We start from the raw sequence: 2,003 nt of genomic DNA on the forward strand, positions 1-2,003 counted from the left end.
CGCCAGCGCCAGCAGCGCCGCCGCCCACGTCCCTGACCGCCGCTTGATCACCACGCTTCCTCCCTAGCCGCGGAATCCGAGTACGGTGGTGAACTCCCCCGCCGCCGCGGCACCGCCGCCGGTGCCGACGAGCGTGGTGGCGGGCTCCTTGCGCCCGAACCCGGCGGAGTACCAGCCCAGCGGCGGGTCGCTCTCGCCGCGGTGCGCACGCCAGCGCAGTTGTCCGGGCAGGTCGAGCACCGCGGAGCGGTCCTCGCCGTCCCGGGTCCAGGTGAGCACCGCCCGGTCCCCCGCCAGGTCCGCGGCGATCGCCGGGCCGAGGTGGAACGCCAGCTGCACGGCGCGGTGCGGGCCGTGCACCTCGTCGACCACCCGCAACTCCCGGCTCGCGGCGGTCAGCTCGACCCGGCGGCGGTGTACGGACCGCCGGTAGCCGTGGTGCTCGGCGCACCAGCGGGCCGCGTCCGTCCGGGAGGTGTCCGCGGCCAGGACGCGGCTGCGGGCGTGCCGGGTCCACAGGAACGGCCCGCCGGAGACGGACTGGTCGGCGCCGTCCAGCCGCAGGGTGTTGTGGGCCAGGGTGGAGCGGAAGTACTGCCGCCACTCGGGCCGGCCGTGGTAGCAGAACGTCCCCGGGTCGGCGAGCACGTCGACCCCGTCATGCCGGACCTCCACGGACAGCGCGTCCGCGTGGGCGTGCGCGGCGATGGACAGGAACCCGTGCGGGCCGCCGTCGCAGCGGCACCAGATCCCGCCGGGGCCGCGCAGGATGGTGAGCCCGGCGTCGGCGAAGTGGTCCGGCCGGCTCGCCGGGCGGGCCGGGGCCGGACCGGCTTCCTCCGTCGCGTACGGCCGGACGAGCGCGGCCAGCATCGGGGTGCGGACATCGGCCGCGGTCACCGCCGGCCACCAGGCGAGCCTGCCGAACACGGCGTCACCGGTGGCCAGCAGGGACGCCCAGCGGTCGGTCCCCGCCCCGTCGACGACCAGACCGTGCCCGTCGTCCGCGTCCCCCTGGCGCGGCGGCCGGAGCCGGCCGTCCACGACGGCGGCGAGCGCGTCGGTCATCCGCAGCAGCACCAGCCGCACCGGCGCGGGCACGGGCACGCCCGCGGCATCCGCCTCGGCCACCGCGGCCAGGCCGAGTTCCAGCACCAGCCCGTGGTACTCGGTGGCCAGCTCGCGGTTGAGGCCGGAGTCGAAGGTGTTGCCGGGCAGGTGCCGCGCCAGCGACGCGAGCGCGCTCGTCCGCCAGCGCGCCGAGGCGGGGAACCAGCCGAACGCGCAGGCCGCGGCGAACTGCCCGGCGGCCTCGGCGATGACGTGGTTGTTCGCCGAGGACCCCCGGCTGGGGAAGGCGGCCAGCCAGCGCTGGTGGTACCAGATCTGGCGCCGCGCCACCGGGTTGTCCTCGAACAGGTCGGCTGCGCCCGGCCAGCCGTCGAGCAGCCGGCGGGTCCACACCCAGGACAGCAGCCGGATGCCCAGCTCGATGCCGCTGGTCCAGTGCACGCCGCGCAGCGGCGGGTTCGCCGCCCACCACGACCTGAGGTGGGCGGCCACCCGCGTCGCGTACCGGTCGTCGCCGGTGATCGCGTACGCGGCGGCGAGCACGGTCAGGTACTGGTGCCGGGACAGCTCCCAGATCTGCTTGACGTCCCCGACCTCGTCCTCGTCGCGGTACGGCACGTCGAAGGCGTAACCGGGCGCGGCCCTGCGCCCGGTCTTCGGGTCGTACGACCAGTCCGGCTCCGCGAGGTCGTCGCGGGCCACCCCGAAGTACCCGCCGTGCCCGTCCATCAGCCGGTCCGCCTCCGCGACGAGGCGTTTCGCGGCGTCCGCCGGCACGGCGGCGATCGCCCCCTCGGGCAGTACCGCGGTGAACCGGGCCCCGGTCACAGTCGGGCAGTCCGGCAGCGCCGACCGCCACCGCCGTCTGCGCAGTCCGTCGCCCACCCGGCCGCCGACCTCCCGCGGCCCCATCCGGGACAGCCGGCGCAGGT

The 2,003-nt window shown here is 76.6% G+C and carries 1 protein-coding gene; it reads right to left on the reverse strand.

Annotated features, from left to right (window positions below):
* Positions 1–63 precede the first annotated feature (63 nt).
* Positions 64–2,001: a heparinase II/III family protein gene (locus tag H5J30_RS29795; protein WP_258563598.1), complete on the reverse strand. Its 1,938-nt coding sequence runs from the start codon at positions 1,999–2,001 to the stop codon at positions 64–66.
* Between the last annotated feature and the right edge of the window lie 2 nt (positions 2,002–2,003).

Source organism: Streptomyces phytophilus (assembly GCF_013870535.1).
GTDB classification, from domain to species: Bacteria; Actinomycetota; Actinomycetes; order Streptomycetales; family Streptomycetaceae; genus Streptomyces; species Streptomyces phytophilus.